This window comes from Amycolatopsis kentuckyensis, from assembly GCF_002155975.1.
In the GTDB taxonomy this organism is placed as follows: domain Bacteria; phylum Actinomycetota; class Actinomycetes; order Mycobacteriales; family Pseudonocardiaceae; genus Amycolatopsis; species Amycolatopsis kentuckyensis.
Genome location: NZ_MUMI01000839.1, coordinates 1 through 697, shown reverse-complemented (window position 1 = coordinate 697; position 697 = coordinate 1). Strand labels below are relative to the sequence as shown.

Annotated in this window: 1 protein-coding gene and 1 pseudogene; one reads left to right on the top strand and one right to left on the bottom strand. The window is 71.3% G+C overall.

All coding sequences use genetic code 11. The features are described 5' to 3' along the window. Window positions 1-281 (bottom strand): annotated as a pseudogene (locus CCN39_RS48525) (SRPBCC family protein); the annotation flags it as partial. Window positions 282-369: 88 nt separating this feature from the next. On the opposite strand from CCN39_RS48525, the gene CCN39_RS48520 reads away from it, so the two are divergent. Beyond that, a complete protein-coding gene (locus tag CCN39_RS48520) occupies window positions 370-678 on the top strand; it encodes an SRPBCC family protein (RefSeq protein ID WP_244211366.1) in 309 nt (102 codons plus the stop codon). The last annotated feature ends 19 nt before the right edge of the window (window positions 679-697 follow it).

Genomic DNA, 697 nt, shown 5'->3' with positions numbered 1-697 from the left:
CAGCTCGACGAGTCCCTCTTGTCGTCGTAGGAGGTCCAGCCGCCCTGGCCTTCGGCTGCTTCGACGTCGGCGTCGGCGGACACCGCGTGCGTCATCGCCGCGACCGTGCGCTCCAAGCCCTGCTGGACCTCGTCCCCGTCGGCCTCGCGGACGCTGTGCAACGTCACGGTGATCTCCGACGACGCCGGGCCGTCGTCGCGGATGCGCAGTTCGCCGTGGTAGTCGTCGGGACCCTCCGCGCCCCACGTCAGCGCCCGGGTCTCGGGTTCGGTGGCCGTCATGCCTTCGGGGTTCCCCGCCCGAACCCTTTTAATGCACCGCATCAGGGGTATCCGGCCACGATCCCGACCGCTGACGAGGAGTGACCCGATGACCGAGTACCGCCACAGCGTGACCGCCGACATCCCCGCGGACGAGCTGTTCGCGTTCCTGAGCCACCCGGAGAACCTGCCCCGCTACTTCCCGGAGATGAAGGTCGCCGAGCCGAAGGGCGGCGACAGCGTCCACGTCGAGGCCGAGGTGCACGGCGAGCGCGTGGCCGGGGAGGCGTGGCTGCACACCGACCCGGCGACCCGGTCGCTGACGTGGGGCGCGGAGGGTCCCGACGACTACCACGGCGAACTGCGCATCCGCGACGACGGCCCGGCGTCGTCGCGGATGCGCAGTTCGCCGTGGTAGTCGTCGGGACCCTCCGCGC